This window comes from Methylophilus sp. 5 (assembly GCF_000515275.1).
Taxonomy (GTDB): domain Bacteria; phylum Pseudomonadota; class Gammaproteobacteria; order Burkholderiales; family Methylophilaceae; genus Methylophilus.
Genome location: NZ_KI911560.1, coordinates 1,135,365 through 1,161,996 on the forward strand (window position 1 = coordinate 1,135,365; position 26,632 = coordinate 1,161,996).

Genomic DNA, 26,632 nt, shown 5'->3' on the forward strand with positions numbered 1-26,632 from the left:
AAAAATTAAGGGCACGCCGCAACCACGTGAGTGAGTGCTTGCAAGCGCACAAGCAGCGTGTGCAATGTCGCGGCAATATGTTGCTGAGCAGCACGTTGGTTCAACACCGTATTTGACAGCGTGTCAGCCTGCAAACGTAAGGGCAAAGACTGTAACTGACACTGCAATGTCACCAGCCGTGGCTGGTCACGTTCGGCTGGAATATCAAACTCGTTCTGGCTGCCATAGGCCTCAAATAGCAGAGTTTCCAGGCCAACCACCAGCGCCATAATATGGTCGCCTGCAAATGCCGGATCAAACAAGAGTGCCAACGCCTCATCGCCTTGCAAACGGCGAATGCCCTCAAACCGCCAATTGGCTTTGCCATCAAATACCCACTCGGTCATCTCGCGCGGCCCTACCTGGGTGCTCTTGGCCAGTTCGGCCGGGTATTCGGTGTACAACGCCTGCATCAACGCGCGCAGGTCTTCAGTATGTGCACTCACTTCCTGTTTAGTCGTTAACTGCGCCACATGCGCAGTTTTTGTGGCTGCGCGCGCATTGACTGCACTCACACAAAGCAACAATAGGGCGATACAAACAAATAGCACATGACGGCATCCCTGCCGGCGCTGTATCAATGGCATCACTCACCTTTCAAACGTCATCAAACAAAAAAGCCCGAGTAAATCGCCCGGGCTGTTGATATTAGTGATGCAGACAAAGTTTTGAAAGGGCGCTATTCACAACATCCCCCATGAAATCAGCCTGCGCGACATCCAACAAATTTGGGTTAATGGGCCGAAGGCGACAGTTTGCGAATCTTGGCGACGTCCTGCGCGCTGGTCGCCTCCAGCGGATGATTCCACGCCGTCTGCATAAAACTGACAAGCTGCGCCACCTCCGTGTCATTCAGCATGTGGCGGAATTTCGGCATATTGAACGGTGCCGCCACGCCTTGCGCTTTAAGCTGCGGCGATCCATTCAAAATCACGTTAATCAATGATGATGGATCCGGGTCCATGACAGCTGGGTTGCCAGCCAGCGGTGATAAATAAGGCGCCACCCCTTTACCATCCTGGCCATGACAGGCCACGCAATATTGTTGATACAGCCTGGCGCCTGGATAATTTGTCAGTGTTTTAAATTGAGCCAGGGTCGCGTTCGGATCGTATTGATAAGGTTTTTGATGCTGATCATTGGTCCCTTTGATTGTTTTCAAATACGTCGCAATCCCGCTTAAATCCTCGGTTGTCATGCCTTCTGTGCTGTTGTTAATGACGGTGGTCATGGTCCCAAACGCCGAACTATGCTGATTCGCCCCAGATTTGAGATAGACCAGAATATCTGCCTCAGACCAGCGGCCAAGACCGGTATTGTGATCGCCACGTAAGTTGGTGGCCGACCATCCTTCGAGGGTTTCGCCACTTAAAAAGTGATCCGAGGCATGGGTCAGCCCTTTTTCTTGAAACGCCAGACCACGCGGTGTGTGGCAAGCGCCACAATGCCCCAGCCCTTGTACCAAGTAAGCGCCACGATTCCAGCTGGCCTCTTTTGAGGCATCTGCCTGATAAGTCTGCTTATCCAGAAAAATGCGATTCCAGACGGCCAAAGGAAACCTGTAATTTAAGGGCCAGGGAATCTCGCTCGCCTTGTTTGATTGGCGAACTGGTTTAACGCCATGCATAAAGTACACATAAAGAGAGTGAATGTCAGCATCACTGACTTTGGCATAAGAGGGATATGGCATGGCCGGGTAAAGATGATGGCCATCTTTGGCCACCCCGCGCCGCAGGGCGTGAGCAAAATCGGATTCGGTGTATCGACCGATGCCTGTTTCGGCATCAGGCGTGATATTGGTTGTATAAATAGCGCCCACTGGCGTCAGCATGGGCAGGCCACCCGCGTAGGGTTTACCATGCGGTGCGGTGTGACAGGAGATACAATCCCCGACGCGTGCCAAGTACTCGCCTTTTTTGACCTCTGCCGGATTGACGGCAAACACGCTCGAAGAGTAAGTAAAGATGACGGCTGCAAGACCTAATTTCATCAACCCTGATGCCAAATTCATTGCGGCTCCTTATGCTTTCAGTTGTTGACCAATCGGCAGTTTGCGAATGCGTTTGCCCGTGGCCGAGAACACGGCATTGGTTAACGCAGCGCCAATGGCGGCGGTACCAGGCTCACCAATACCGCCTGGCGCCTCAGCACTTTTAATCAGGTGCACGTCAATCGCCGGTGATTCATTCATGCGTAGCATGCGGTAATCATTAAAGTTAGTTTGCTGTACCCGGCCATGTTCAATCGTAATTTCGTTGAATAAAACAGCGGTCAGGCCAAAAATGACGCCACCTTGAATTTGCGCAATCACGGTATCCGGATTCACCGTCATGCCGCAATCCACCGCAGAGACCACGCGGTTAACTTTCACCTCACCCTGCTCATTCACTGTGACATCAACCACCATCGCCAAGAAAGTGCCAAACGCATGCATCACAGACACACCACGGCCCTGCCCTTTTGCGAGTGGCTTACCCCAGTCACTCTTGCTCACCGCCGTTTGCAAAGCATTTTTCAGCCTAGGGCTTTGACCAAGCAAATCCAGGCGGTATTTCACTGGATCAATGTGAGCCAAGTGCGCCAGTTCATCAATAAAACTCTCCACCACAAACGTACCACGCGTCGGGCCAACGCCGCGCCAAAATGCGGTGGGCACATCCCGCGGCTCTACCCGTACGTAATCGACATACACATTCGGTAAGGCATACGGCAGTTCCGCCGAGACTTCTACTGCATCCGGGTCTACACCGTTTTTGACTAATGGTGGCGCAAAGCGCGCCATGATGGACGAGCCGACAATACGGTGTGACCATGCCACCGGTTTTCCGTGGGCATCCAGCCCGGCAGAGATGCGATCAAAGTAATAAGGGCGGAACATATCATGCTGGATATCTTCTTCCCGGGTCCAGATCACCTTGACTGGCCCCTTCACTTGCTTGGCCACTTTCACCGCCTGCACAACGCCATCAAACTCTAGCCGTCTGCCAAAACCACCGCCAATCAGGAAGTTATGTAACCTGACTTTTTCAACCGGCATGTTGAGTATTTTGGCTGCCATGCCCTGCGCAAAGGTAGGGATTTGCGTCCCCACCCAAATATCGCAGCCAGAAGCGCTGACTTCTACCGTGCAGTTCATGGGTTCCATCGTGGCATGTGCCAAAAATGGTTGCTCATACTCGACACTGAGCGTTTTATCAGCTTTTTTATAGGCACTGGCGGCATTGCCTGTTTTTTTAGCCACAGCACCCGGTTTTTTGGCGGCCTCACGTAAGTCTTGAATCAAATCACGGGTGTTGACCGCAGCGCTTTTGCCTTCATCCCATGTGATCTCTAACGCGCCCAGGCCACGTTTGGCGGCCCAGGTATTCGTGCCAATCACCGCAACCGCATTATCCACCTTGACGACTTGCAGCACGCCCGGCATTGTCAGGGCGCGGCTCTCATCCACACTGGCGAGCTTGCCACCAAATACAGGGCAGGTGGCAATCACCGCGAACTTCACATTGTCCGGACGCGCATCAATGCCAAATTTTGCCTGCCCATTTGCTTTGTCAGGGGTATCCAAGCGCTTGGCAGAGGTCCCAATCAGTTTAAAGTCTTTAGGGTCTTTGAGCACGACGCTCTTAGGCACTGGCAATTGACTGGCAGCAGCGACTAGCGCACCGTAGCTCAGTGTTCGCCCTGATGCCTCGTGGTAAACCACCCCCGACTTTGCATAACAGCTCGCTGCAGCCACTTTCCATTTCTGTGCAGCGGCAGTCACAAGCAATGATCGACACACGGCACCCGCCTGACGCATCGGCTCCCACAGTGCACGGATGGAAGTTGATCCGCCAGTCACCTGCGCGCCCAGCAGCGCATCCGCATAAAGTTTCTCATTGGGCGGGGCATGCTCCAGCTTCACCGTGTGCAGATCCACCTCCAGCTCTTCTGCCAACAGCATAGGAATAGAGGTATACACACCCTGGCCCATTTCAACCTTGGGCATAATCATGGTGACCTCACCTGTCTTATCAATCTTGATAAATCCATTAGGCGCCAGCACGTCCTTGCCGCTGCCTAACTCACTATAGGCCTGGGTTTGCTTGCTTTGACTCAACGCCGGTAAGCTGATACTTAACACCATGCCGCCAGCCGCGGTTGCACTCACTGACGCGGCCATTTTAAGAAAGTGACGTCGAGGAGGATTAGCCACCGTGTATTGATCGGCTAACGCTTGAATAAGACCTTGTGACATGATCAGACCCCTTCCTTGGCAGCTAACTTGATCGCCGCACGTATGCGTGGATAAGTGCCACAGCGGCAAATATTGCCTGACATGGCAGCATCGATTTGCGCATCATTCGGCTGAGGGTGTTGGCCAAGCAAAGCACAGGCTGACATGATCTGACCTGACTGACAATAACCACACTGCATTACCTCCTGGTCTAACCAGGCTTTTTGAATTGACTGACCGGCTGCGGTTTCGCCAACCGCCTCTATGGTCGTAATTTTTTTACCACTCACGGCCGAAATCGGTAAGACACAAGAACGGGTCGCCTGACCATCCACATGAATAGTGCATGCGCCGCATTGCGCAATTCCACAGCCAAACTTGGTGCCTGTCAGGCCGATAATATCTCTGATCGCCCACAGCAGGGGCATATCATCCGGGGCATCTACCTGGTGGGTGCTACCATTGATATTGAGGGTTGCCATGAGTGGGGGTCCTTCCTAAAAAAGCGCATTACAACGAGTGACTGACATGAAAATACGCATTATTCATTTAAATAAATGAATTTATGGATAGCACAAGAATGTATTAATTTAAATGTCGAATCAAGTCTTAAATTTATTAAATTCTTGCCTAAAACTATGTGAGTTTTTGACTGAAGCACCCCAACCAGCGTTTATCGTTGAGTCGCTGTGAATCGCCACTAATTTACTAGACACCTTTATGCCGCAATTTGGACTACCCTCGGTGTCTAGTAAACCGTGGGTAGTCCAATCGAAGTCTGCGGCGCGCCTCACTGTAAATAACATTCCAAACTACTTGCGATTTATTTGCATATCAAGTCATGCATCATCAAAAAAGACATCTTGCATTGATGCCCTTTGATTTAACTAACAAGCCAATTCCAGAACCGTTGCAAGATTGAAAGAGTTTTACTCAATGTCTTATTTTCCCGATTATTGCTATGTGTTTTTATCAAGTCTTTTTGCAGATTCTCATATTGAGTCATTTCCTGTAAATCACGTCTATCTCTGGCTTTCACTTGCCGAATCTCATGGTCACTGAAAGCATATGACCAGTCAATTCTGTTTTGTTTAATCCAGTAGTGCGACTTACATGCTGAGTTCCAATTGCCTATGGACGGTAAAAGCGAAACTTTACCCTTAGCAACCTGAACCCGCCACTGAGCAGATGAAAGAGGCGTGACCACCTCTTGTCCACAGCCACAGCAGCATTTATGTATGGCAGTTTGATATTTCTGGCTAATGTACAAAATACCATCGTCTAATTGCGTTGGAATCAACTCAACAAACTTTGGCTCTATACTCAACTGTTTCACAGCACTGGCTCCGCTATGACTTCCGATCTGACAAGAGACTGAAAACCAATTGCAAAACTCAGATTATGTGAATGCTCTGTGTTTGCATAAAAGCCAAAGTATTGCTTATACAACAATACAGCCATCATGGCATTCAATGCATTCATATCCGCCACCTGAATATTACTTGCATACAGGGCATCTTCACGGTTGTCGTGGGTATCCAGATAGGTGTCCATATGTTCATTCTTGGCAGGCGAGCAAAGCGTTGCACGACACTGTCCAGAAATTACCATCATTCCACTATCTTTCTTAAGACCCATACCCACATCGATAAACGGAATGCCTGAGGTCTTCAAATGATTGCAGATAAGCCCACGTGAGATACCATCATCCACCGACACAAATACAAAATCAAAATCCACCAACTCATGAATATTTGACTCATCAAGATAGTATGTATGACTCACAATACCGTTTCGTAAGGCACCGTACAGGCCCGCAAAATAGTCCACTTTTTTAGGGCACTGTTGCAACTGCTCAATCGAAATAGCACCTGGAGCACGAAAAGCATTGTGTCGTTTCAAGTCATCCCCATCAAATAAATGTATCTCTTTGACAGAAGTCTTGGCGAGCTGATCCAGTATGTAGCCACCTGTCCCGCCTAAGCCCACAATCGCAATACGAGATAATTTCAGCTTCTGGGAAATAGCCATGATTCCAGCCCTAGCGGACGCTGTATCACCATACTTAAAGACTGAGTCGGCATCTCGTGACTCAACGACTCTTCCAGTACGGGCATCTGCATCAGGATCAATAACCCTTGCCTGCGCTCCAAGCAGATCAATGTAGTGGGTCATTTTCACATGATAATTACTTGGAAAATCTGGCTGATTTGATGGCTTGTTTGAAAAGTAATGATTAACGGCAAACTGGTCAAACAGAATTTGAGCATTTGAATTGTTAATCACTTGAATCAAAGGCTGCCCCTGATGATTACAAGGGGTCTCCCCCTTGAACCAAACAGTATGATCACGAGGCCGACTTTCGTCTGAGTAATCACAGACTAGAGTCCCATATGCCAGCACCCCGGTTGGAGTCACGTAAGGTACGGACTCAACCATCAGATGCTGATTATAGATACTGGCCTCGTAACCTTCATCAACCAGTCTTTGTACATCTTCTTTAAGAGCGGTTGGTTGCAGTGACATCGAATTTCATCCCGTATTCAAGTTGAACATGTTGGCCTTCTGCTAAGGTCCCATCAGGCTGCTTTGGTGCGACATAATGCACTGAGTACAAAATGTCATTTGCAGTATTTGGGAATGCAAGGTTAACCACTTGATGGTAGGTGATGGTTGGCCCATACACCTCATGTTGTCGTGCATTGATGATGATATGAAATGGTCTATTTGGGTCGTGCGGTTTTTTGTCTTGTTCAGACATGATGAATCTCCTTCAATAAGGTCGTTTAGGTGCTCCGCTACAAAAGAGGAACACCGCTCTAGGTTATTTAGCGCTTGTGTTTGGTCGGATCTACGAGAACATATCCTTGACCGGGGCGAGGTGTCGGAGGCAAGGGTTTTCCATGCACTCCTGTTACTTCTGTTCCGGTTTTAGGGTTCAGGTACTGACCTGATTGAGGCGCTAGAGTCCCCGGCTTTAGTGATTTGCTCATATGTAACTCCTTGTAAAAATGAGCGTTTTCTAAAACGGGGCCGACCTCCTTGAATACAGCCATTCTTGACGAATGGCATGGAAACTGAGAAACTCACGGCTGATACACCAGCGATTTCCTCGGAGATCGTTTTTCGCTGAGGTAGTTGACGCTACCTCAGCGATCCCCTCCTATTTGAATTAACCTCAATAGTTAACTCAAATTCTTGTTAACTTGTGTGCAAGTTGATTGCTCCAAGTTGATCTTCAAAATTCTTACAAACAGCCCCTTTTCCTAATAAATTTCCTAAGATGCGCCAATTACCCGTTTCATGACGTGCTCTTCCGGCAACAATGGCTGGGTGAATTCTTAATTTATTTGCCAACTCAATCACATTCTCATATGTAGGTGAATATTTAGCATCTGAATTATCCCATTCTTCCTTGGGGATAAATGCCTCAGTTGCTCCGTCATCGGCTTCTTTTTCTATCTGACTTGTTCGTGTTTTATCTTCCAAATTATCCGGAATGAAATCATTCTCTGAGCCTTTTTTGAGATGTTTCTGCACATGGATCGTTTCATGAAGTAGAGCAAACCAAAAATTATCTAGTCGATCATGACGAAGAGTGAGAGCAATAATAGGCATATCGCCATCCAGCATTGCGGCACCATCAAGATAAGTCTTCTTAAAATGGGGCTCTATGATTAAAGCAATTCCTACATCAGCTAAAAACTCTTGAGCCAAACGGGGACCTTGTTCAAATCTAGATAGTTTAGTTAAATCTCTTAACCATTCAGAAGTAATAGATCCTTGTACATAAGCAGTGGAGAGTTGTTTTTTTCTAGCTTTTTTAATCACAGCCATTCGCCAAATCAATAATGCATAATCATCCATCAATCTTGATTGATTTTGATGCAAGGGAGCGCGCAATAACGCTGGGTTAATTGAGCAGCTTTTCATTTCCGACATGAACTTGCTTATGAGCTCCTCAGCATACTCTTTAACTCGTTTGACATCTCCTCTGAACCCACTGAAATACCCTCGCTCATGCATTTCCTGCAATGGAAATTTAGAGTATTCATATTGAGGCTCGGCCTCCATATCAAAGTCTTCATTCCCCGAAATCAAAACTTCTGCAGGAATGCCCAAACCTTTATATAAATTACGAATCATTGAGAGACTGAGCGCGCGCTTACCTGATAACACTTCGGAAACTTTGGGCAAAGAGCCCAAATAAGGTACTAGATCTTTTCTCTCAAGATTCATTTGATCCATGCGAAAAAGTATAGCTTCGATCGGATCTACTTTAATTGGATCTATTTGGCTTCTCTCATAAGATTCAATCACCAATGCTAATAGCTCTAACTCAGCGCCTTTTTTTGAATCTTGAGCAAACTCTTCGTCCATAAGAACTGATAGGCGTGCAAGAGCTGCGTCATAGTCACGCTGCGTTTTAATTACTCGCACCTCTTGATTCATTTAAATCTCCTTATCGAATGCAACACGGTATTAAAAATCAAAAACTTTGTTTACTGTAGTCAGCGTGGGTTCCAATCCATTCAATCAACACCGTCCCACTTTGATACCTGACCTTCACGACAAGTCTATGTTTATTACCTTTGATATTAAAAATCACCTTGTTCTTAGCAAGGAAACTTGCACTTGAGTATGCATTCTTAATATCTTGAGGGTTGCTCCACAAAGCCTTCTCAACCTCAGCCCGCCATGCATTCAATGCTCCGCGAGCATCGGAGTGTGCTTTTATATAAGCATCTAATTTCAAAAGACCTAACAATTGCATAGAGGATTTTTAATGTTCCCATGGTAAATTCAATTATAAGTTCCCAAAAAGAGAATGTCAACATTCATTCATTCTTGAGAACCTTGAGGCAGGATCACACGCCATGATAAGCCGTAAGATAGAATAACTGCCCTAAAATCTAGATAGTCGTTAAATAAGCAAGAGCCTTGATAGCAGGTTAAAAAATCACTACGCTTTTGCCACGGAAAATAAAAAGCCCTGTAAAAACAGGGCTTTATTAAATCTAAATCTACAATTGCTGATTTGGTAACTGTCAAAACGGAATATCGTCATCAAAATCGTCAAAATTGCCTGCGGGCTTGCTCGCTGGTGCTGGCTGGAAGGCATTACGGTTGCCACCGCCCGCATTATTACCGCCACCCATGGCTGGTTGCTGACGCGCCGGGGCCTGGTTGTAATCATCCATGCCACCGCCGCCTTGCTCCATGTCGCCGCCCTCAAACGCAGTGCTGCCACCTTCGCGGCCGGTGCCCAGCATTTGCATCTGGTCAGCCACGATTTCTGTGCTATAACGGGTTACACCGTCTTTTTCCCATTTGCGGGTTTGCAAACGGCCTTCGATATACACTGGACGGCCTTTTTTCAGGTATTCACCGGCGATTTCGGCTAAACGGCGGTACATGACAATGTTGTGCCATTCGGTTTTTTCCTGGCGCGCGCCGGATTTGTCTTTCCAGTTTTCGGTGGTGGCAATACTGAAGTTAGCCACGGCCTCACCGTTTGGCATATAGCGCACTTCCGGGTCACGCCCCAGATTGCCCATCAAAATCACTTTGTTGACTGATGCCATGGTGTCACTACTCCCCTATTCGATTCATAATTGCTTGCGACAATGCCGCCTGAAATGCTTTGCTGCGCTGATTTTCCAACTTGACCATGAGCATGGTTTCAGAAGGAATGGCGACGACTTCATACACGCCTTCCATGGCGCGAACGTCTTGCACCAGCTTGGCGGCTTGCTCGTCATTATACCCTTGTATATGGAACATTTTTGTTTTGACACTAGGGGGTGCTTGCATGCCTAGTGCCAGGCCAAACCAGATCACCATCAAGACGGCGCAAAACACAAACACGGTGGCGCTACCATAAGTATGTGATAACCAGCCACCCAGCGCGGCGCCCAAAAACATGCCGAACGATTGTGCCGTATTGTGGATACCCATCGCCGTGCCTTTGGCGGCGGCAGGCGCCATTTTTGAGATGAGCGACGGTAAAGAGGCCTCGAGCACATTAAACGCGACAAAGTAAGAAAACAATGTGGCGACGATGCCCCACAAGCTGTTCAGACTGAACATAAAGGCAATTTGCGTTAGCAACATCAGGCCAACTGCGGTGATAAACACCGGCTTTAATTTGGCCTTTTTCTCAGCGTAAATAATCGCGGGCACCATGAGAATAAATGACAGCACCAATACCGGCAGGTAAATCTTCCAGTGTGCATTTTCATTCATGCCGGTGCTATGTTTAATGGCAAATGGCACCACCATAAACATGGCCATTTGTGCGCCATGCAGACAAAAAGTGCCAAAGTTTAAACGCAGCAATTGCTTATCGCGCAACACCTCACGTATTTTGGCCGGCGCGGCCTGCGCATCGGAGTGAAAATGGGCATGCAATGGCTCTGGCACAGCAAACTTCACCACGGCAATCGCCAAAATTGACAGCACGGCCGTCAGCCAGAAAATACCCGAGACGCCTATCCACTGATTAAGAATCGGCCCGGCCACTAATGACACGGCAAAGGTCACGCCTATGGTCGCGCCTATCATGGCCATGGCTTGCGTACGGTGCTCTTCACGTGTGGAGTCTGCTACCAGCGCCGTCACTACCGCAGAAATAGCCCCAGCGCCCTGAATCGCGCGGCCAATAATCACCATGTAAATATCTTGTGCAGTGGCGGCAAACACACTACCCACGGCAAACATGATCAAGCCGAGATAAATCAGCTTTTTGCGGCCAAAACGGTCAGACGCCATGCCAAACGGCAACTGAAAAATCACCTGCATAAAGCCGTAGGCACCCAATGCCAGGCCTATCAGTGCATGGTTACCGCCGCCCTGCAGGGTTTCAGCATAAATCGCAAAAATAGGCAGGATTAAAAACATGCCCAACATACGCAGCCCGTAGATAGACGCCAATGCTGCCGTGGCGCGTGTTTCTATCTGGGTCATTTTTTCGGAGAACTGCATGAATCTGTAAGAAAACTTGGCTTAATTTTGAATAATTGCGTATATTATCAGGTTGGCTGTCTGTTCGTGAAAGTATCATGGAATTTATCAAAATTCGCGGGGCGCGCACCCATAATCTGAAGAACATTAATCTGGATATTCCACGCAACCAGCTGGTGGTGGTGACTGGCCTCTCCGGCTCCGGAAAATCTTCATTGGCCTTTGATACGCTCTATGCCGAAGGACAGCGCCGCTATGTTGAAAGCTTATCGGCCTATGCCCGCCAGTTTTTGGCCCGCATGGACAAACCCGACGTCGACCTGATTGAAGGCTTGTCGCCCGCCATTTCTATCGAACAAAAATCCACCTCACACAACCCGCGCTCTACCGTGGGCACCGTGACCGAAATTCACGACTATTTGCGTTTGTTGTATGCGCGCGCCGGTGACCCTGAGTGCCCGGAGCATGGCATCAAACTTGAAGCGCAAACGGTCAGCCAAATGGTCGACAGCATCCTCAAGCTGCCAGAAGACACCAAACTGATGATTCTGGCGCCGGTGGTGTCTAACCGCAAAGGCGAACAACTCGACTTATTCGACACCCTCAAAGCACAAGGCTTTGTGCGTTTGCGTATTGACGGCAAGATCTATGAAATGGACAGCCTGCCGCCATTGGCCAAAACCACCAAACACAGTGTCGATGTAGTGGTTGACCGCCTCAAAGTGCGCGAAGACATTAAGCAGCGCATTGCCGAATCCTTTGAAACAGCACTGCGCCTGGCCGACGGCAAAGCGATTGCGCTGGAGATGGACACCGACAAAGAGCATTTGTTTTCGGCCAAGTTTTCTTGCCCGGTGTGTGATTACTCACTGGTTGAGCTAGAGCCGCGCTTATTCAGCTTTAATAACCCAATGGGTGCATGCCCTAAATGTGATGGCCTGGGCCAGGTCACGTTTTTTGACCCCAAACGCGTGGTGGCTTTTCCGCATTTATCACTGGCAAGCGGCGCAATTAAAGGCTGGGACAAACGCAACCAGTTTTATTTTCAGATGTTGGCCAGCCTGAGCCAGCATTATAGTTTTGACCTCGAGTCACCCTTTGAAAACCTGCCGGAAGACACCCAGCAAATTTTGCTGTTTGGCTCTGGTCGCGAACAAATCACGTTTAAATACCTCAACGAACGCGGCACGTTTTTCAGTAAATCGCATACGTTTGAAGGCATTATCAACAACCTGCAACGTCGCTACCGTGAGAGTGACTCCACCGCCGTACGCGACGAACTGGCTAAATATATCAATGCGACTAGCTGCCCTGAGTGTGCGGGCACGCGGTTGCGTAAAGAAGCGCGCCACGTCAAAGTGGGCGACAGAAACATCCACCAGATTTGCGAAGTGCCGCTAAAACAGGCGCTAAACTTCTTTGAAACGCTGCAACTGAGCGGCCAAAAGCTGGCTATTGCCGACAAAATCGTCAAAGAGATTGAAAATCGCCTCAAGTTTTTAACCAACGTCGGCCTGGAGTATTTGTCCCTGTCACGCTCGGCCGAAACCTTGTCTGGCGGCGAAGCGCAGCGTATCCGCCTGGCCTCACAAATTGGTAGCGGCCTCACTGGTGTGATGTATGTATTGGACGAACCTTCGATTGGCTTGCACCAGCGCGACAACGACCGTTTGCTAGAAACCCTGAAACGCCTGCGCGACATTGGTAACAGCGTGATTGTGGTCGAGCACGACCAGGATGCGATCCAGCTGGCTGACTTTGTGGTCGACATCGGCCCCGGCGCTGGCGAGCATGGCGGTAATGTGGTTTCTTTCGGCACACCGGCCGAAATTGAAGCGGACCCAAACTCACTGACCGGGCAATATATCAGCGGCAAAAAACAGATCACCTTTAAGCTGCCGCGTACGCGCCCTGATCCGGCACGCTGGGTCAAACTCAACAATGCTACTGGCAACAACCTGAAAAATGTCAGCATCGAGATCCCGGTTGGCCTGCTCACTTGCGTGACTGGCGTGTCTGGCAGCGGCAAATCCACGCTGATTAACGATACGCTTTACCGCGTGGTGGCGACGCATTTATATGGCAGCACAACTGAGGCCGCGCCACACGAGAGCATCGACGGCCTGGAGTTTTTTGATAAGGTGGTCGATGTAGACCAGAGCCCGATTGGCCGCACACCGCGGTCTAACCCAGCGACTTACACTGGCTTGTTCACGCCGATACGCGATTTATTCGCCAGCGTGCCCGAAAGCCGTGCCCGTGGCTATGGCCCGGGCCGTTACTCGTTCAACGTTAAAGGTGGCCGCTGCGAAGCCTGCCAGGGCGATGGCGTGCTGCGTGTAGAAATGCACTTTTTACCAGATGTGTATGTGCCTTGCGATGTGTGCAAAGGCCAACGCTATAACCGCGAAACACTGGAAATTCAGTTTAAAGGCAAAAACATCCACCAAGTGCTGGCCATGACGGTAGAACAAGCGCACCAGTTCTTTAATGCACAGCCGGTCATTGAACGTAAACTGAAAACGTTGCTAGACGTGGGCTTGGGTTACATTACCCTGGGCCAATCCGCGACCACGCTCTCTGGCGGTGAGGCGCAACGCGTCAAACTGTCACTGGAGCTCAGTAAACGTGATACCGGGCGCACGCTGTATATTCTGGATGAACCGACCACTGGTTTGCATTTTGCCGATATTCAATTATTGCTGGATGTGATTCATAGACTGCGCGACTCGGGTAACACCGTGGTGATTATCGAGCACAATCTGGATGTGATTAAAACGGCTGACTGGCTGATAGACATGGGGCCAGAAGGTGGCGATGGTGGCGGCTTGGTGGTTGGCGTGGGCGCACCTGAGGAACTGGCAAAAAATACGGCCAGCTATACTGGCCGTTACCTCATACCCTTATTAGAACATCTCGCTGTCAAGGGTTAAGGTCAACATGCAACCGGCCCCCTGATGCACCTTTACTCAATGGTGCATCGAATACGGATGTGTTCAAACCACATACATATATTTATATAAAACATTGTATGTGGCGGCGTGTGAGTTTAATCACCGAAACAAGCCCTTAAAATCAGGGTATTTTCACTAATCGCATGCGCGCCTGTATGGTGGCCGCGTGGCGATTCAAATAGCGCGTACTGCGATGCACATCATAAAAGCGTGGATTAGGAATCATGGCCGCCAGCCTGGCCGCCTGCGCAGGCCCTAGTGACCTGGCATTGCCATGAAAGTAATGGCGGGCAGCGGCTTCGGCGCCAAACACACCATCGCCCCATTCGATTACATTGAGATAAATTTCCAAAATACGGCGCTTGCTGAGTAGTTTTTCCAGCATAAACGTAATCACCGCCTCTTGCGCTTTACGCCATGGCGTACGATGCCCGGATAAAAATAAATTCTTGGCCAACTGCTGGCTGATGGTAGAGCCGCCCGCCACAATTTTGCCCTTTTTGAGGTTTTTTTCAAACGCGGTTTCTATGCCCACCCAGTCAAACCCCTGGTGGTCCACAAACTTGCTGTCTTCGGCGGCAATCACGGCGCGCTTTAAATGGCTGCTGATACGCGCATACGGCACCCACTGCTGTTGCAGCTTGGCATCGGGGTGGCTTTCTTGCATCACTTCCAGCCGGGCTGCCATAAAAGCGGTCGACTCAGGGTTATGCTCTACCCACCACAAAATGTGCAATAACACCCACAGCTGATACAAGCAGACCCACAGCAGCAAGAGGCCAAAAAAAAGCTTAATGGCTTGTTTCATGGCAAAAATCTAGGACTGACGAAAAGACTGGATGACTGGTGCCGTTTCGGGGCGCACACCATGCCAGAGAGAAAATGCTTCGGCGGCTTGCTCTACCAGCATACCCAAACCATCTGCCACTTGCGCCCCTGCGGCGCGCGCCTGCTGCATAAACGGCGTTTCGCGGCCATACATCATGTCATAGGCCAGCATGCCGGGCTTAAACACCACAGCCGGGATAGCGAGCTTACTCTCGGTTAATCCGGCCGATGTCGCATTAATCACCACATCATACGTTTGAGATAAATCCGCAAATGTGTGCACCTGCAATACTGTCCGGCTACGCTCGGCGTCTGCGGCAAACCTGTCCGCCATGGCTTGCGCCTTATCCAGGCTACGATTGGCAACCGTCAGCTGTAACGGCTGTTGCTCGAGCAAAGGCAGCATCACCCCTTGTGCGGCACCGCCAGCGCCCAGCAATAAAACTTTTTTCCCGGCCAACGCGGTATGCTGATGCTTGAGAATATCATTGACCAGGCCGCAACCATCCGTGTTGTCACCCACCAGCTGCGAAGATTGAAAACTTAAGGTGTTCACCGCGCCCGCTGCCTGCGCACGGGCGGACAAGGCCTGGCTGGCATCAAACGCTTCAAATTTAAACGGCACCGTTACATTTGCGCCTAGAAATCCTTCAGCCTGCAAGCGCTTAACCGTGGCCATAAAGCCATCCAGCGGCGCCAGCACCTTTTCATACACAATAGATAGATTAAACTGCTGGGCAAACGCCTGATGAATCAGTGGCGATTTACTATGTTCGATTGGATGACCAATCACTGCATATTTTTTTGCGGTCATACGCGGCGAAACTTCAATTCGTCTAATTGGTTAGTTAGTCCAAGGCAATCCAGCATGCTTCCAGCCGTTAATCAGCGTCCGCTGCTTAAGCTGGTTCGCCTCGCCTTCAAAGCCTTCAATCATGTTGTAAGCATGGCTATAACCCAACTGCTGCGCCAACAAGGCTGCATTGTGGCTGCGCCCGCCGGTGCGGCACATAAAAACCACCGTGCGTGATTTATCAACTTGCGCCTGCAATTGCGCGGCAAATTCGGCATTGGCCACCATGCCGGGGTAAAATGCCCATTCTATCGCTGTCGCTTGCGGCACACGCCCTACCAGCTCTAACTCTGCGCGCGAACGCACATCCACTAGTACCGCATCACTATCCTGGCTAATCAACGCATAGGCCTCTTGCGGCGTCACGGCACCGGCATAAGACAATCCGGTTTGTGCGGCGCGCGTATGCGCTAAATTTAAAATATTTTCGACGCTGTTCAAATCACACCTTCGCTCTTAATCACCTGTATTGACAGGGCGAGTATACCTGCGAAAGCTGACCAAAATCACAATGCATCATATTGGTGCACAATTTGTTGCGTCGCACCTTAAAAGTGCATGTCGATTTTACAATTTTATGTAAGATACCCCATAAGCATGCAAAATGGTTATTTTGGGGTGGCATGCTTCCTGCTAATATTACACATTGAGTTTTAGTGGATTCAGTCATTCAACTGAATTCAAATAATCCATCGTTTTTACCTTGCGCACGTTCTGGGACATCCGCAACATATCCCTTTTTGACGTGCGTAACTTGAATCACTGTTTGAGCTTGATCATTGAGGAGAATGTAATGTCTGTTGCTAATGTAATGAAATTGGTTGCGGAAAACGACATCAAATTTGTTGATTTCCGTTTTACCGACACCAGAGGTAAAGAGCAGCACGTGACCGTGCCAGTGTCTCACTTCGACGAAGATAAATTTACTGAAGGCCATGCGTTTGACGGCTCATCTATCGCAGGCTGGAAAGGCATTCAGGCGTCTGACATGCAACTGATGCCTGATGCAAGCAGTGCATTCATTGACCCATTTTTTGACGAGCCAACATTAGTCCTCACCTGTGATGTTGTGGATCCTACAGATGGTAAAGGCTATGACCGTGACCCACGTAGCCTGGCCAAGCGCGCAGAAGCTTACTTGAAGTCTAGCGGCCTGGGCGACACAGCGTACTTTGGTCCAGAACCAGAGTTCTTCATTTTTGACAGCGTGCAATGGGATGCCACCATGGGTGGTAGTTTCGTTAAAATTAACTCCGAAGAAGCCGCTTGGTCATCAGGTGAAAAATTCGAAGGCGGCAACACAGGCCATCGTCCAGGTGTTAAAGGTGGCTACTTCCCAGTACCTCCAGTCGATTCATTGCACGACATCCGTTCTGCCATGGTGATTACCCTGGAAGAGCTGGGCGTACCAGTTGAAGTGCATCACCATGAAGTGGCAACTGCCGGTCAATGTGAAATTGGTACCAAATTTGCAACATTGGTACAACGTGCTGACTGGACGCAAATCCTGAAATACGTTGTCACAAATACAGCCCATGCTTACGGCAAAACAGCCACCTTTATGCCTAAACCAATGTTTGGCGATAACGGTTCTGGTATGCACGTGCACCAATCTGTATGGAAAGATGGCAAAAACCTGTTTGCTGGCAACGGCTATGCTGGCCTGAGCGATTTCGCCCTGTACTACATCGGCGGTATCATCAAGCATGCACGCGCATTAAACGCGATCACCAACCCAGGCACTAACTCATACAAGCGCCTGGTGCCACATTACGAAGCACCGGTAAAACTGGCTTACTCTGCCAAAAACCGTTCTGCTGCTATTCGTATTCCGTTTGTGCACTCAGATAAAGCACGCCGTGTTGAAGCGCGTTTTCCAGACCCGATTGCCAACCCTTACCTAGCGTTCTCCGCCTTGCTGATGGCCGGTCTTGATGGCGTTCAAAACAAAATTCACCCAGGTGAACCAGCCACTAAAGACTTGTACCATCTGCCTCCAGAAGAAGATGCATTGATCCCAACCGTGTGTTCATCATTAGAGCAAGCGCTTGAGTATCTGGACAAAGACCGCGAGTTCTTGACCCGCGGTGGCGTTTTCTCAGATGACTGGATTGATGCTTATATCGCATTGAAAATGGAAGAAGTCACTAAATTGCGTCAAACACCACACCCTGTTGAGTTTGGTTTGTACTACTCCTGCTAATCGCAAGAGAACGCACCAAAACAGGGCAGCTCAGGCTGCCCTGTTTTTTTATGCCCACTTGGCATCGTCAACCTTTTGCCGCAAACACACGTTGATAACCTCAACAATCTACTCTAAACTATTGCCATGAAAAGACTTTTTTACATTGTTGCTTTTGTACTGGTCTCAAACAACGCTCTGGCGGATATTTATAAATATACCGACAGCAATGGTGTGACTACCTACACCAACATAAAGCCAGAAGGTAATAGCAAGTCTGAGTTGGTGATCAGCGGCCCTAAATCTGCAGAGCCACCGCCCGTTGCGCGTGAAAAAAGATCCAGCGCAAAAACACCTTCTCCGGCTAACTTTCCTAAAGTGGATAACCAGACACAGAACCAGCGCGACCAAAAGCGACGTGAATTGCTAATGAGTGAATTATCTCAAGAAAAACAAGCACTTGAGAACGCTAAACAGTTATATGAAGACGCACAAAACACCCCTGAGGTCTATAAAGGTGCCAACGGTAAAACGTTTAGAAACGTCGCCAAATATGATGAAAAACTGCATTTAATCGAAGCTGAAATTCAGGCGCATGAGCGCAACATTGAACTACTCAACAAAGAACTCAATCTTTAAACGCACCATTTTGGGAATGCTTTAAACCATTTTTGGCAACCAAGTTAGAACTGGCTTGGCTTTTGCTTTAAAACAGGGCGTGATTCACTCTTTTTAACAAGCTTAGGATATGGTTCAAAAATCTCCCACCGGGTTTAGCGGTTTAGAGCACATTGCCACCGCAGTGATTCTGCTCAATAACCAACTGGAAGTGACCTATGCCAACTCGAGCGCAGAGATTCTGTTCGCGTTCAGCGCCAACCAAATCCACGGCGTACATATTCATGATGTGTTCGTGAATTGCGAGATTTTACAAATGGCAGTCACCAATGCCATTCAAACGCAAAGCCCTTATCGTGAGCATGAGTTCATACTGACCACACAACGTGGCCATACTACGGCCGTGACCTGCACGGTGACACCGATTTCGACCACATTTAACCAAGCGCCAGAAGACATGCTGATTCTGGAGTTTGTACAGATGGATCAGCAGTTACGTATCGCGCGTGAAGAGCGCATGCTGATTCAGCAACAAGCCAACTCTGAGCTATTACGCAACCTGGCCCATGAAATCCGTAACCCCTTAGGCGGTTTGCGTGGCGCAGCCCAATTGCTTGAGTTTGAGCTACCGCAACCAAGCCTGAAAGAATACACCCAAGTCATCATTAAAGAAGCTGATCGCTTGCACAGCTTGATGGACAGGTTGCTGGCACCGCACCGCGTGCCTAAATACGAGCCGACTAACATTCACGAGGTACTAGAGCGCGTGCGCAGCTTGTTATTGGCGGAGTCACCCAATCATATTCGCGTCATTCGAGATTACGACACCAGCCTGCCAGAGCTCATTGGTGACCGCGAAAAGTTGATTCAGGCCGTGCTCAACATAGCGCGTAACGCGGCACAGGCCATGCAGCAAAATCAGACAGAGAGTGCGAGCATTACCTTTCGCACCCGGGCCGAGCGGCAAATTACACTGGCCAGAAAACGCTACCGGGTTGGTATCCATCTGGAGATTATTGATAACGGCCCTGGCATTCCGGCAGGTATTAAAGAGCGTATTTTTTACCCGCTGGTCTCTGGCCGCGAAGGCGGCACAGGCTTGGGGCTTGCGCTGGCACAAACCTTTATTACACAACACCATGGCATGATAGATTGCGATTCACAGCCAGGTAAAACCATTTTTCATATATTGCTACCCATCGAGAGTACGCAATTAAAATCATCAGCATAATAATTTACGAGAAATAGCTATGAAGCCAATCTGGATCTTAGACGACGACAAATCCATCCGCTGGGTGTTTGAAAAGGCACTGGCACGCACTGACTTTGATTTCAAAACATTCTCGTCACCTGCCGAAGCCCTCAATGCATTAAACCGCGAGCAACCGCAAGTCATCGTCAGCGATATTCGCATGCCTAACGGTTCAGGGCTCGATTTTCTGTCAGAGGTCAAACAACGTTTTCCAGACATCCCCGTCATTATCATGACAGCTTACTCTGATCTTGAAAGCGCCGTAGCCGCTTTTCAGGGCGGCGCTTTTGAGTACCTGGCTAAACCGTTTGATGTCGATCAGGCGATTGAGATCATCAAACGCGCGGTTGAAGAAAGCATGCGCCAATCGGTAGAAGCCGTTGAAGAGTCAGGCCCGTCACCAGAAATTATTGGTCAGGCACCTGCCATGCAAGAGGTTTTTCGTGCGATTGGCCGTCTCAGCCGCTCGCATTCAACAGTGCTCATCAATGGCGAGTCAGGTAGTGGCAAAGAGCTGGTCGCCAGCGCATTGCACAGACATAGCCCGCGTGCAGACAAGCCATTTATTGCCATTAACACCGCAGCTATTCCTAAAGATTTATTAGAATCTGAATTGTTTGGCCACGAACGTGGCGCCTTTACCGGCGCAGCCGCTGCGAGGAGAGGGCGCTTTGAACAAGCCGACAACGGCACTTTATTCCTGGATGAAATTGGCGACATGCCTGCAGACTTACAAACACGCTTACTACGTGTGTTATCTGATGGCCAGTTTTACCGCGTCGGCGGCCACCAGCCAATTAAAGTCAACGTACGCGTAATCGCAGCGACGCACCAGGACCTCGAAGAACGTGTGAAGCAAGGTCTGTTCCGTGAAGACTTGTTTCACCGCTTAAATGTGATTCGCTTGCGCCTGCCACCCTTGCGCGAGCGCAGAGAAGACATCCCCCTGCTGACCAAGCACTTTTTGGCTCACAGCGCTCAGCAGTTAGGTGTAGAGCCCAAGCAACTCTCCCAGGCCGCCGTCAAATACCTGATGTCGGTAAATTGGAGTGGTAACGTCCGCCAGCTGGAAAACGTCTGTCATTGGCTCACCGTGATGGCGCCTGGCCAAAATGTGGATGTGAACGACCTGCCGCCAGAGCTAAAAGAAGATACCGGCAAACATAATACCGGTGGCTCATGGCAAGAAGCCTTAGCGCAAGAAGTCACCGATGCGCTCAACCGTGGCGAAACCAATATTCTGGATGCCAAAACCAAAGAGTTTGAACGCACGCTCATCACGCGCGCCCTTGCACACACCGATGGCCGCCGTATTGAAGCGGCTAATCAATTAGGCATGGGCCGCAACACGCTGACGCGTAAGATTCAGGAATTAGGGATAGATGATTAATGTCTTTTAAATAAACGGCAACAAAAGTTGCCGTTTATTCTGAAACGACTGAGCTTCATTGTAAATGATGTAAAGCATGCCATGCTGTAATCTTACTAGGACGCCTTTAGTGAGTCTCCACTATGAAATGGAATTAAACCTGAAGCTACTGCATCTAAAATGACCATTTCAACAATACTACCATCTGCACCATAACTCACATTTACATTCCAATCTTGCGATGTTTCACGCAAAATCGGTTGATCATTAAATACCATTTTCAAAATGTCATCTTCTGGGTAATAGGTAGTTCTCATCTCACTGCTCCAATTCAAAATGATGCATCACTGTTTTAACCACTAAATATGCCTCAACTACAACAGCAACACACAACAAATTATCATTTCTGTCATTGTAAGATTTAAAAATCCATAAACGCACCTCATCTTTTTTACGTATTTCGCCAGTTTCTATTAAATCTAGAATCAATGATTCAGAAATCCGACGCTGTAACATACGCTCCCTAGCATGGGGCGTAATACGCTAACGCGTAAGATTCGAGAGCTTGGGATAGACGACTAATCACCTAGCAGAGTTGCTGGTATATCACGCTTATCGTGTAACACCCGCCAAATTTCGATGTGTGTTTCTTGGTCAAGGTAAAAAATTAAATACGGATAACTCTGACATTTCCAAACACGCAACCCAGGCAAATCCAGAATCTGCGCATATCGTAAAGAACCAGATTCTGGATAACATTGAATATGCTTATAAGCTTGCTGTAACGCATCAATAAAATGATGCATATACTCTGGTGCATGACTCAGATAATAATCAGTTGCTGTTACCACATCCTGATCTGCAAGCGCTCTGCGTAGCAGCTTTTTCATTGCTTTATCTTTGCTGTTTAATGCCTACAGATTCTCGCAAACCATCAAAATAAGCATCATTTGCTTCACCAGTTAGCTCAGACTCAGCACCTAGCAACAGTAAGCCTCGCAAATACAATCTGTCTTGATCTCGTCGAATTAACTCACGCAAATACTCACTTGAGGTGCTATAACCAGCGCTGGCAACCCGCTCATCCACAAATTTTTTTAACTGGTCAGGTAATGAAATATTCATAGTCGTCATTCAATCACTCCTTACAATCAGCACATAAAATATTGGCAATTTTTGCCAAAAATTAAGTCTAAATGACGAGCTAGATTAAATCAAGGGCATGTGAGAAAGTCTCGGACGCGCTCAACCGTGGCGAAACCAATATTCTGGATGCCAAAACCAAAGAGTTTGAGCGCACGCTCATCACGCGCGCCCTTGCACACACCGATGGCCGCCGCATTGAAGCGGCCAACCAATTAGGGATGGGCCGCAATACCTTGACGCGTAAGATTCAGGAGCTCGGGATTGATGATTAACTTAAATATGTACTTGTTGACTGCGCCATAGCGGAAATGAACTATGTTTTTGCGCATCAATACTGCTGACAAAAAAGACTTGCGCCAGACGTGAGTCTTTTAATGTTTGGCCAAAGAATTGATTGGCCGCATGAAAATGTCTACCCTCATATAAAATCAACGTATTGTAGACATTATTAATACGTACGATTTCATCAAACATACTGTGATAAGCCGTATCCATCTTTACCGTGCCATCTGCAAAACGTTTATCGTTTTGTTTCAATGCGTTGTCATAAGCACTCTGATCAAAGCTTTTATTCGGCCTGAATAATGAAGTCCCTGAGTCCAGCGGGGCATCTGGGCTTAAATACAACACAGCAGCAAATACTGCGTTACCATCGGTATGAATCACCCCTCTGCCGTAGTCTTCACTCACACTTTGAAAATTAGTTGAGATTGCCCAACGCATACGCTCAAATTCAGAGTTATGAAACAATGAGATAATTTTAGTGCTGAGGTTTTCAAATAAAGGTTTATTAATCACCGACAAATCTTTTGTGCGCGCGCCTGGAAAAACATACGGAACATTCCCCAATTGATGTCGATATTGGTACTTCTGATTCAAAGCAAAGGTGCGTATCGCATCAGGATCTTCATAAAAATTCTCAACGATGGTAACCGGATACAAATTCATAATTAATTAACCGTTATCAATAAACTCTTTATAGATAAAAAAACGGCAACCGAAGTTGCCGTTTTTTCTGACTTTTAATTTAAGCAGTTAAACTGCAATTAAACTAGAAGAACAGGATAGCACCCAGAGAGATGGTTTTTGCTTTTGCTTCGTCTGAAGCAGCACCTGCGTTGTCAACTTTACGTTTAACATCAGAGTACTCAGCAACCAGGTTCAAATGCTTAGTCAGAGGGTGGTAAGCACCAACTGTCCACATTTCGTCTTTGATTTCGTCAAATGCGTCTGCAGAGTTACCGTCCAGTTTAGATTGGCCCCAGCTTGCACCCAATTTAGTACCAACACCTGGAATAGTGTATGTACCTTGTACGTAGCCACCTTTAGAGTCACGACGCTTACCAGTTGCATCAAAACCACCGTTCAATTGCAGAGTTTGGCCGATACCTTTACCGTCGTAGTAGTAACCTGTCAGGCCAAAGTCAGCAACTTTAACTGTAGTACCGATATCCCATGCGTACGCACGCTCGCTACCCAAAGACACTGCTGTAGTACCAACACCGTCGAATGCTTGCAGATTGTCAACTTTTTGGCTGATAGCAGAAGCCCAAACTTTACCAGCTACATCACCAGTCCACTCGTAAGAAGTTTTACCTTCAAACGCTGTCTGAGAACCACCGCGTGTAGAGCTAAATGCGCTTGAAGAAGCTGCTAATGCACCTGCTGTACCACTACCATCACCAACTGCATTCCAAGCTTGAGTTACACCAGCTGTGAATTGAAAACCATTCCAGTTTGGTGAAGTGTAAGCAACTTGAGATTTCCAGTCAGCATAGATGAAACCTGTACCGATACGGCCCAATGTTGTTGTGTTACCAGCCAAAGAACCTGCACCAGAACCAACGCCCAACAGTGTCATGTCATTCAAGATAGCGTCTGAAGCGAAAATGCCCAGATCCTTACCCAGTTTAACAGAACCCCAAGAAGCATCACCGAATGTCAAGAATGCTTGACGGTTTTCTTGTTGTGATGTTTGACGACCTGAGTTTGTAGTAGAAGCGCCTGGGTTAATGCTGATTGTGAAACCAACATCCAAGTCGTTCTGACGTGTTTTACCTGAAACGCTCAGGTAGTTTGGCAACAAACCTGTAGTAATGTTAGCAGAGCTGTCTGCATCACCACGGCCCAGACCCAGAGGACCTGTACCAGCAGCGTTATCGCCACTGAAGCTAGTGTGAGTGTAGTAAGCGTTAACCACGCCACCGATGTCCAAAGTCCAGTCGCCAGCTGGGATAGTGATGCCAGCTTGTGCGCCAGTAGCTGCAGCGAACAGAGCTGCTGCAACTGCAACGTTCAATTTTGTATTCATACGAATCTCCAAAAATGTTGTTTTCACAACTTGTGTAAGGATATTGCTTTTAATGATTGAGCGCACAAAACGCTCAACTTTCAGAACTCCTGCGGAATCACTTAAAGCATTTCCAACAAGGTCAGAGCAATTCTTGCAAATGCAGTGCTTTTGGCGCAAGTGAATACGTCAAATTGCTTAGCGCAAGTTTGATTTGTTGCAGATTTGCAACAGTCTGACTAGTTCGCCGAATTGCAAGGTTATGAAAAGGAGTGGTTTTATGAGGCTGTTCAAACTAAATTTATCTAAAAGTTTCTGCTAGCATAGTCATGTTTTGCAGTGTCTTTTTGTGGCCTGTATTCCTTATATTCAATTTTAACCGAGGCTTCTCATGATTTCTGACATTCAGTTGTGTAGTCGTTTTATTGATACATTAGACTGGATTTGCCAAGTGCTGATCAGACATTCCGATGACTTTAATATCGCCTTGGTGAGAATTGCTTATGGTGATGACAACAGTTTGGGCGAGGCTTATGGCGCGCCAGAGGCATTGCGGCAACTGTCATCTTTGACGCACGACTTGCAGCGCTCATTTAGGCGCTCAGACCTGGTTGGCAGAGAGGGCACCGACTTTTGGATTTTGTTTCCTTATACCCGCGTGACCGATAATGTGTACGACAAGCTGCTGGATGTGATTCAAGGCTCAGCGCACACAAACCTGAATATTGTTGAGCGGGAGGTAGCGATTTTTGAATTGCCGGTGATCTACACCAAAGCGCTGGTAAAACCTGATAGCGCACCGTCACTCTTAAAGCACCTCAAAAATAACCAGGCCGAACTGGCGAGCCACGTGTTTCGGCTCGCCCACCTATAAACTCAAACGTAAGGTGGCTTGAGCGCTTTAATAAGGGTGCGCACCGGTGTTGGCAGCGCTGCCGAAATCGCATCAGGGATAGCCAACCACTGCATGTGAGGCGGCAATACAGGTCGCCGCCCAGTCAGTTGCAATGGTTGCGGCGTGATTTCCAGTTTAAAGTGGGTAAAGGTATGCCACAACACTGGCAGCACTTCCAGCGTCTCGGTAGCCAAGCCTAAATGATGCTGCACATGTGGGACGGCAATTTGTGTTGAGGATAGCTCAGGTAAACTCCACAACCCCCCCCAGATGCCCTGATTAGGTCGTCTTTCCAGCAAAATTTCACCCGCATCCAAAATCATCAACATCGTGACCTGTTTTTCGGGCAGCGCCTTACGAGGTTTGGCAACTGGCAATTGCGCCACGCGCTGCTGCTGATAAGCCTGACAGTGATCTTGCATGGGGCAGCCATCACAGCGCGGCTTGCTGCGCGTGCACAAGGTCGCGCCAAAATCCATTAATCCTTGCACATAAGCTGGCAGCCCCTGAGCGGGTAACAATGTTTCAGCAAGCTGCCAAAGTTTTTTTTCAACCTCAGGCAACCCTGGCCAACCATCAACTGCATAAAGCCTGGCCAGTACGCGTTTGACATTGCCGTCTAAAATAGTCTGCCGTTGATTAAAAGCGAATACGCTAATTGCAGCAGCCGTTGAGCGGCCAATGCCTTTGAGCGTTTGGATCACATCGAAATCTGTTGGAAAAACACCCCCATGCTCACGCATGATGGTTTGCGCAGCATGATGCAAATTGCGTGCGCGGGAGTAATAGCCTAAACCACTCCAATGACGCATCACCTCGTCTTGCTCGGCCTCGGCGAGGCTGGCAATAGTAGGAAACCGCTGCATAAAGCGGTCATAGTAGCCAATCACCGCCGAAACCTGCGTTTGTTGCAGCATGATTTCAGACACCCACACCGCATAAGGGTCTCGTGTTTGTTGCCACGGCAAGTCATGGCGACCATGCACCTGCTGCCAAGCAATCAGTTTTTCGGCAAACACACTCACAG

Annotated in this window: 27 protein-coding genes and 1 pseudogene; 7 read left to right on the forward strand and 21 right to left on the reverse strand. The window is 48.4% G+C overall.

Translation table 11 applies throughout. The annotated features are described in order from the left end of the window. Positions 1-5: 5 nt before the first annotated feature. The 11 genes from METH5_RS0105395 to METH5_RS0105445 form a co-directional block, all read right to left on the reverse strand. Positions 6-554, reverse strand: a complete 549-nt coding sequence (locus METH5_RS0105395; RefSeq protein ID WP_232410956.1) for a hypothetical protein — start codon at positions 552-554, stop codon at positions 6-8. 218 nt (positions 555-772) lie between these two features. Beyond that, positions 773-2,050 carry a cytochrome c gene (locus tag METH5_RS0105400; protein ID WP_029147544.1) on the reverse strand — a complete coding sequence of 426 codons (1,278 nt, stop codon included), beginning with the start codon at positions 2,048-2,050 and terminating at the stop codon, positions 773-775. 9 nt (positions 2,051-2,059) lie between these two features. After that, the gene (locus tag METH5_RS0105405) at positions 2,060-4,276 is read right to left on the reverse strand and encodes a xanthine dehydrogenase family protein molybdopterin-binding subunit (RefSeq protein WP_029147545.1); all 2,217 of its coding nucleotides are present in this window, start codon (positions 4,274-4,276) and stop codon (positions 2,060-2,062) included. A gap of 2 nt (positions 4,277-4,278) precedes the next feature. Next, on the reverse strand, positions 4,279-4,737 hold the full coding sequence (locus tag METH5_RS0105410; protein WP_029147546.1) for a (2Fe-2S)-binding protein: 459 nt from the start codon (positions 4,735-4,737) through the stop codon (positions 4,279-4,281). 401 nt (positions 4,738-5,138) lie between these two features. Beyond that, positions 5,139-5,591, reverse strand: coding sequence for a DUF6527 family protein (locus METH5_RS0105415; RefSeq protein ID WP_029147547.1), 453 nt, complete (start codon positions 5,589-5,591; stop codon positions 5,139-5,141). Next, positions 5,588-6,781, reverse strand: a complete 1,194-nt coding sequence (locus METH5_RS0105420; protein ID WP_029147548.1) for a ThiF family adenylyltransferase — start codon at positions 6,779-6,781, stop codon at positions 5,588-5,590. The genes METH5_RS0105415 and METH5_RS0105420 overlap by 4 nt, the downstream gene beginning before the upstream one ends. Then, positions 6,756-7,016 carry a multiubiquitin domain-containing protein gene (locus METH5_RS14765; RefSeq protein WP_051412865.1) on the reverse strand — a complete coding sequence of 87 codons (261 nt, stop codon included), beginning with the start codon at positions 7,014-7,016 and terminating at the stop codon, positions 6,756-6,758. Before METH5_RS14765 ends, METH5_RS0105420 begins: the two co-directional genes overlap by 26 nt. A gap of 440 nt (positions 7,017-7,456) precedes the next feature. Continuing rightward, entirely contained in the window at positions 7,457-8,707 is a 1,251-nt protein-coding gene (locus tag METH5_RS0105430) for a type II toxin-antitoxin system HigA family antitoxin (protein ID WP_029147549.1), read from the reverse strand. Positions 8,708-8,744: 37 nt separating this feature from the next. Further along, complete coding sequence (locus tag METH5_RS0105435; protein WP_029147550.1) at positions 8,745-9,029, reverse strand: type II toxin-antitoxin system HigB family toxin; 285 nt, start codon at positions 9,027-9,029, stop codon at positions 8,745-8,747. Positions 9,030-9,303: 274 nt separating this feature from the next. Beyond that, a complete protein-coding gene (locus METH5_RS0105440; RefSeq protein WP_029147551.1) occupies positions 9,304-9,840 on the reverse strand; it encodes a single-stranded DNA-binding protein in 537 nt (178 codons plus the stop codon). 7 nt (positions 9,841-9,847) lie between these two features. Further along, positions 9,848-11,239 (reverse strand): MFS transporter, encoded by a 1,392-nt coding sequence (locus METH5_RS0105445; protein WP_029147552.1) that lies wholly within the window; start codon positions 11,237-11,239, stop codon positions 9,848-9,850. Positions 11,240-11,316: 77 nt separating this feature from the next. On the opposite strand from METH5_RS0105445, the gene uvrA reads away from it, so the two are divergent. Beyond that, entirely contained in the window at positions 11,317-14,151 is a 2,835-nt protein-coding gene (gene uvrA, locus METH5_RS0105450) for an excinuclease ABC subunit UvrA (RefSeq protein ID WP_029147553.1), read from the forward strand. A 142-nt stretch (positions 14,152-14,293) separates the two neighbouring features. On the opposite strand, the gene mtgA is transcribed toward uvrA, so the two are convergent. Genes mtgA through METH5_RS0105465 form a run of 3 tightly spaced genes read right to left on the reverse strand, consistent with a single transcriptional unit; the run spans position 14,294 to position 16,294 of the window. Further along, a complete protein-coding gene (gene mtgA / locus METH5_RS0105455) occupies positions 14,294-14,980 on the reverse strand; it encodes a monofunctional biosynthetic peptidoglycan transglycosylase (RefSeq protein ID WP_029147554.1) in 687 nt (228 codons plus the stop codon). 9 nt (positions 14,981-14,989) lie between these two features. Next, a complete protein-coding gene (gene aroE, locus METH5_RS0105460) occupies positions 14,990-15,814 on the reverse strand; it encodes a shikimate dehydrogenase (protein WP_029147555.1) in 825 nt (274 codons plus the stop codon). A 30-nt stretch (positions 15,815-15,844) separates the two neighbouring features. After that, a complete protein-coding gene (locus METH5_RS0105465; protein ID WP_029147556.1) occupies positions 15,845-16,294 on the reverse strand; it encodes a rhodanese-like domain-containing protein in 450 nt (149 codons plus the stop codon). A 352-nt stretch (positions 16,295-16,646) separates the two neighbouring features. Between METH5_RS0105465 and glnA the strand changes: the two genes are divergently transcribed. The 4 genes from glnA (at position 16,647) to ntrC (ending at position 21,295) form a co-directional block, all read left to right on the forward strand. After that, complete coding sequence (gene glnA, locus METH5_RS0105470) at positions 16,647-18,056, forward strand: type I glutamate--ammonia ligase (protein WP_029147557.1); 1,410 nt, start codon at positions 16,647-16,649, stop codon at positions 18,054-18,056. A 126-nt stretch (positions 18,057-18,182) separates the two neighbouring features. Then, positions 18,183-18,674 carry a DUF4124 domain-containing protein gene (locus METH5_RS0105475; protein WP_029147558.1) on the forward strand — a complete coding sequence of 164 codons (492 nt, stop codon included), beginning with the start codon at positions 18,183-18,185 and terminating at the stop codon, positions 18,672-18,674. Between the two features lie 109 nt (positions 18,675-18,783). Then, positions 18,784-19,884, forward strand: coding sequence for a nitrogen regulation protein NR(II) (glnL, locus tag METH5_RS0105480; protein ID WP_029147559.1), 1,101 nt, complete (start codon positions 18,784-18,786; stop codon positions 19,882-19,884). Between the two features lie 19 nt (positions 19,885-19,903). Then, entirely contained in the window at positions 19,904-21,295 is a 1,392-nt protein-coding gene (ntrC, locus tag METH5_RS0105485; protein ID WP_029147560.1) for a nitrogen regulation protein NR(I), read from the forward strand. 95 nt (positions 21,296-21,390) lie between these two features. On the opposite strand, the gene METH5_RS0105490 is transcribed toward ntrC, so the two are convergent. From METH5_RS0105490 to METH5_RS0105505, 4 genes are read right to left on the reverse strand one after another with little or no spacing between them, the layout of a single operon-like run. Then, positions 21,391-21,591 (reverse strand): DUF2283 domain-containing protein, encoded by a 201-nt coding sequence (locus tag METH5_RS0105490; protein WP_029147561.1) that lies wholly within the window; start codon positions 21,589-21,591, stop codon positions 21,391-21,393. A gap of 1 nt (position 21,592) precedes the next feature. After that, positions 21,593-21,814: a DUF4258 domain-containing protein gene (locus tag METH5_RS0105495; RefSeq protein WP_255337185.1), complete on the reverse strand. Its 222-nt coding sequence runs from the start codon at positions 21,812-21,814 to the stop codon at positions 21,593-21,595. Positions 21,815-21,852: 38 nt separating this feature from the next. Further along, positions 21,853-22,164 (reverse strand): type II toxin-antitoxin system RelE/ParE family toxin, encoded by a 312-nt coding sequence (locus tag METH5_RS0105500; protein WP_029147563.1) that lies wholly within the window; start codon positions 22,162-22,164, stop codon positions 21,853-21,855. A 4-nt stretch (positions 22,165-22,168) separates the two neighbouring features. Continuing rightward, on the reverse strand, positions 22,169-22,408 hold the full coding sequence (locus METH5_RS0105505; protein WP_029147564.1) for a hypothetical protein: 240 nt from the start codon (positions 22,406-22,408) through the stop codon (positions 22,169-22,171). Positions 22,409-22,500: 92 nt separating this feature from the next. Between METH5_RS0105505 and METH5_RS15430 the strand changes: the two are divergent. Continuing rightward, a pseudogene (locus tag METH5_RS15430) lies at positions 22,501-22,692 on the forward strand (helix-turn-helix domain-containing protein); the annotation flags it as partial. Between the two features lies 1 nt (position 22,693). Here the strand turns inward: METH5_RS15430 and METH5_RS0105515 are convergent. Beyond that, positions 22,694-23,368, reverse strand: a complete 675-nt coding sequence (locus METH5_RS0105515; RefSeq protein WP_029147565.1) for a DUF6445 family protein — start codon at positions 23,366-23,368, stop codon at positions 22,694-22,696. Positions 23,369-23,471: 103 nt separating this feature from the next. Next, positions 23,472-24,731 (reverse strand): porin, encoded by a 1,260-nt coding sequence (locus METH5_RS0105520; protein WP_029147566.1) that lies wholly within the window; start codon positions 24,729-24,731, stop codon positions 23,472-23,474. A gap of 370 nt (positions 24,732-25,101) precedes the next feature. On the opposite strand from METH5_RS0105520, the gene METH5_RS0105525 reads away from it, so the two are divergent. Continuing rightward, positions 25,102-25,584 carry a hypothetical protein gene (locus METH5_RS0105525; protein WP_029147567.1) on the forward strand — a complete coding sequence of 161 codons (483 nt, stop codon included), beginning with the start codon at positions 25,102-25,104 and terminating at the stop codon, positions 25,582-25,584. A gap of 2 nt (positions 25,585-25,586) precedes the next feature. On the opposite strand, the gene mutY is transcribed toward METH5_RS0105525, so the two are convergent. After that, entirely contained in the window at positions 25,587-26,630 is a 1,044-nt protein-coding gene (gene mutY, locus METH5_RS0105530; RefSeq protein ID WP_029147568.1) for an A/G-specific adenine glycosylase, read from the reverse strand. Positions 26,631-26,632: the final 2 nt, after the last annotated feature.

What these genes read in the sequence shown, in the direction of transcription:
- METH5_RS0105435 (WP_029147550.1), bottom strand. Translation starts at nt 9,029, where the DNA reads ATGCAATTGTTAGGTCTTTTGAAATTAGATGCTTATATAAAAGCACAC.
- mtgA (WP_029147554.1), bottom strand. Translation starts at nt 14,980, where the DNA reads ATGAAACAAGCCATTAAGCTTTTTTTTGGCCTCTTGCTGCTGTGGGTC.
- METH5_RS0105515 (WP_029147565.1), bottom strand. Translation starts at nt 23,368, where the DNA reads ATGAATTTGTATCCGGTTACCATCGTTGAGAATTTTTATGAAGATCCT.
- METH5_RS0105525 (WP_029147567.1), top strand. Translation starts at nt 25,102, where the DNA reads ATGATTTCTGACATTCAGTTGTGTAGTCGTTTTATTGATACATTAGAC.
- METH5_RS14765 (WP_051412865.1), bottom strand. Translation starts at nt 7,016, where the DNA reads ATGTCTGAACAAGACAAAAAACCGCACGACCCAAATAGACCATTTCAT.
- METH5_RS0105410 (WP_029147546.1), bottom strand. Translation starts at nt 4,737, where the DNA reads ATGGCAACCCTCAATATCAATGGTAGCACCCACCAGGTAGATGCCCCG.
- METH5_RS0105505 (WP_029147564.1), bottom strand. Translation starts at nt 22,408, where the DNA reads ATGACGACTATGAATATTTCATTACCTGACCAGTTAAAAAAATTTGTG.
- METH5_RS0105445 (WP_029147552.1), bottom strand. Translation starts at nt 11,239, where the DNA reads ATGCAGTTCTCCGAAAAAATGACCCAGATAGAAACACGCGCCACGGCA.
- ntrC (WP_029147560.1), top strand. Translation starts at nt 19,904, where the DNA reads ATGAAGCCAATCTGGATCTTAGACGACGACAAATCCATCCGCTGGGTG.
- METH5_RS0105430 (WP_029147549.1), bottom strand. Translation starts at nt 8,707, where the DNA reads ATGAATCAAGAGGTGCGAGTAATTAAAACGCAGCGTGACTATGACGCA.
- glnL (WP_029147559.1), top strand. Translation starts at nt 18,784, where the DNA reads ATGGTTCAAAAATCTCCCACCGGGTTTAGCGGTTTAGAGCACATTGCC.
- METH5_RS0105420 (WP_029147548.1), bottom strand. Translation starts at nt 6,781, where the DNA reads ATGTCACTGCAACCAACCGCTCTTAAAGAAGATGTACAAAGACTGGTT.
- METH5_RS0105490 (WP_029147561.1), bottom strand. Translation starts at nt 21,591, where the DNA reads ATGAGAACTACCTATTACCCAGAAGATGACATTTTGAAAATGGTATTT.
- glnA (WP_029147557.1), top strand. Translation starts at nt 16,647, where the DNA reads ATGTCTGTTGCTAATGTAATGAAATTGGTTGCGGAAAACGACATCAAA.
- METH5_RS0105405 (WP_029147545.1), bottom strand. Translation starts at nt 4,276, where the DNA reads ATGTCACAAGGTCTTATTCAAGCGTTAGCCGATCAATACACGGTGGCT.
- METH5_RS0105500 (WP_029147563.1), bottom strand. Translation starts at nt 22,164, where the DNA reads ATGAAAAAGCTGCTACGCAGAGCGCTTGCAGATCAGGATGTGGTAACA.
- aroE (WP_029147555.1), bottom strand. Translation starts at nt 15,814, where the DNA reads ATGACCGCAAAAAAATATGCAGTGATTGGTCATCCAATCGAACATAGT.
- uvrA (WP_029147553.1), top strand. Translation starts at nt 11,317, where the DNA reads ATGGAATTTATCAAAATTCGCGGGGCGCGCACCCATAATCTGAAGAAC.
- METH5_RS0105400 (WP_029147544.1), bottom strand. Translation starts at nt 2,050, where the DNA reads ATGAATTTGGCATCAGGGTTGATGAAATTAGGTCTTGCAGCCGTCATC.
- METH5_RS0105520 (WP_029147566.1), bottom strand. Translation starts at nt 24,731, where the DNA reads ATGAATACAAAATTGAACGTTGCAGTTGCAGCAGCTCTGTTCGCTGCA.
- METH5_RS0105475 (WP_029147558.1), top strand. Translation starts at nt 18,183, where the DNA reads ATGAAAAGACTTTTTTACATTGTTGCTTTTGTACTGGTCTCAAACAAC.
- METH5_RS0105440 (WP_029147551.1), bottom strand. Translation starts at nt 9,840, where the DNA reads ATGGCATCAGTCAACAAAGTGATTTTGATGGGCAATCTGGGGCGTGAC.